Origin of the sequence: Vibrio sp. 10N.286.49.E11 (assembly GCF_041469505.1) — a bacterium.
GTDB classification, from domain to species: Bacteria; Pseudomonadota; Gammaproteobacteria; order Enterobacterales; family Vibrionaceae; genus Vibrio; species Vibrio crassostreae_C.
Window position 1 is genome coordinate 1 of the sequence record NZ_JBFRKQ010000172.1, and the last position, 2,103, is coordinate 2,103.

Below are 2,103 nucleotides of genomic sequence, written 5' to 3' on the forward strand. Positions count from 1 at the left end.
ACCTTAATCCTTATTTGTTAGCAGCCAAGTTGTTCTAGGTAATCATCGAAATTGTGGTACCAACTTACATCCCAGTCATTTAAATCACACAAATCTAGCAGTTCATTTTCATCATTAATGCCATTCTGTGTGATTATTCTATGCGTACTTTTGTTTACTATTAGACCATTTTCAATATGGCTGGCTAGCTCAGGGTAAATCGATACGCTACGAATATGTGAAAACTCTGCCGAAGCCCCATGCAAAACTTCACCAGTTAGTTCATCAAAGTCTACTTCATATTCATTAATTCTCTTTCTTTTTAGGGTCTTAATTAATTTTTTTACATGTTCGTAATGCTCACCTCTAAGCTCTCGAGCGCGACTGCAATCTCTGATTGCAATATACAAAAGTTGAGAATATTTAACATAATTCTCTCGCAACATACTTCTTGCATTTAAAATCGAAGAGTCCAACAGTAGGCAAATCCCGTCACCACGGACATACAAACCTGTTGTATCTCGATACTTATACTCACTTGACAAACCACCAATCAAATAAGCCGCATTGTCTTTATTAGTTCTCAATACAATATGCACAGTGTCCGACTTAATCCATGGTCTACCGTAGACATCAATCACAGTATTATTATCCCACGCATTTATTATGCCTTGTACTGCGCTATTGGATAGCTTATCACTATTCAAACTAGGTACATCATAAGAGCCTGAAACTGAGCGTTGATCAAAAGGTATCATCCCTCTACTCATTTGTTCATCTCCTTATACATACTCTCCAGTTCAACCATTGCATCTTTAGCTCTTGGATCATTACATTTATCTGAGTGTATTTTGTGGCTTATTTTAAACATCCATTTCTTAGCAAGATCTTTATTTTTGTAGTGCAAACCACTGACACCTAAGTTCTTTTGTCTATTTTTACCATCTAATTTGGTTAGGCAAAATATGTACTTTTCTGTTTCAGAAACAAAACCGTCATGCCAAACAGAATCATGTTCAGGTCGGTGGAAAAGTCCCTGAAGGAGAGACACTTTATCTAGCAAAGATGTCCAACTACGAGCTGTTAGTACAACTTTCCCCTCTAAATCTTTCGCAATCTCTTTCTTTACCTCTGCGATTGTTCCTAGCATTTTTAAGTCTTGCTCAGACCTACATTCATACCACTTCATAAATAACCTTTCCTATATCTTACGAAAATTTGTTTCCGATAGTACTGTTTGGCTGCTAGCCGCATTAAGGTGTGAGCAGCGCTTGGCTATACTTGAGCGAAGCGAAAACGCCAAGCGTTGCGAATCACTCTTAAATGCTTTGTTAGCTTTGTACTCCCAGCTCGTGCATTAGTTTCTTTCTGCACTTTTCGACAGACTCAATGGCTGACGAATAACCTGGAACTGCTGATTCTAAAATTGCTTCGTCAGGATCATTGCTGAGAGCAAGTTCCATACTAGATAGCATACCTATAGCTTGAGATAAGTCTGACAGAGCTTGCTTTGCTGCTGAAGTAAGGTAAAGACCGTGAACCATTTTAACTTTATCTATAGCGACGCGATAATAATGAAAATGTCGATTGTCGACTAAAGTATCGACATTACTCCAAACGTAATGTTCATTTGGTGATCGTTCTGCGAGTTGTTTCCAGCTGTATAGATGAATTTCTACGAGTAACTCATCAATTGCAGTCAGCGCGTCCAAACTCTTAGATTGAAATGACTGACGAAGAGCACCTTTCACATCTAGTTCTGTTTTGATTTTTTCGAGTTCAACAGCATGCTGACGTTTAATGGATTCTACTTGATCTGTAATCTGTCCAATATCTTCTTTTGTCGCTAAGTTTTTGGCTTTTTCAGATAGATACTTGGGAAAGTAGTTTCTAACAAGAAAGCCGCCGATGGATATGGATACCACCACAGCAATGTTTAAGATTAATACCAAATCTTCCAATTGACCTCCAAAGAAGCTAACGAATGATATGGACTCCCTCTACCTGACACTCTGCGTGCCATACTTACTTAGTACACGCTGAAGAACTGGAGGTTACTATGTCCACCATTCAAACTATTGGCGTTGATCTCGCCAAGAATGTATTCAGTATTCACGGCGTTGA

3 protein-coding genes are annotated in these 2,103 nt (G+C 38.6%); all 3 read right to left on the minus strand.

The genetic code is table 11. The annotated features are described in order from the left end of the window. Positions 1-17: 17 nt before the first annotated feature. The 3 genes from AB4167_RS22150 to AB4167_RS22160 all read right to left on the minus strand — a co-directional run bounded on the left by AB4167_RS22150 (position 18) and on the right by AB4167_RS22160 (position 1,940). Positions 18-749 carry a hypothetical protein gene (locus AB4167_RS22150; RefSeq protein ID WP_372137038.1) on the minus strand — a complete coding sequence of 244 codons (732 nt, stop codon included), beginning with the start codon at positions 747-749 and terminating at the stop codon, positions 18-20. Continuing rightward, a complete protein-coding gene (locus AB4167_RS22155; protein WP_372137039.1) occupies positions 746-1,168 on the minus strand; it encodes a hypothetical protein in 423 nt (140 codons plus the stop codon). The genes AB4167_RS22150 and AB4167_RS22155 overlap by 4 nt, the downstream gene beginning before the upstream one ends. A 142-nt stretch (positions 1,169-1,310) precedes the next feature. Beyond that, positions 1,311-1,940, minus strand: a complete 630-nt coding sequence (locus AB4167_RS22160) for a hypothetical protein (protein ID WP_372132166.1) — start codon at positions 1,938-1,940, stop codon at positions 1,311-1,313. Positions 1,941-2,103 lie beyond the last annotated feature (163 nt).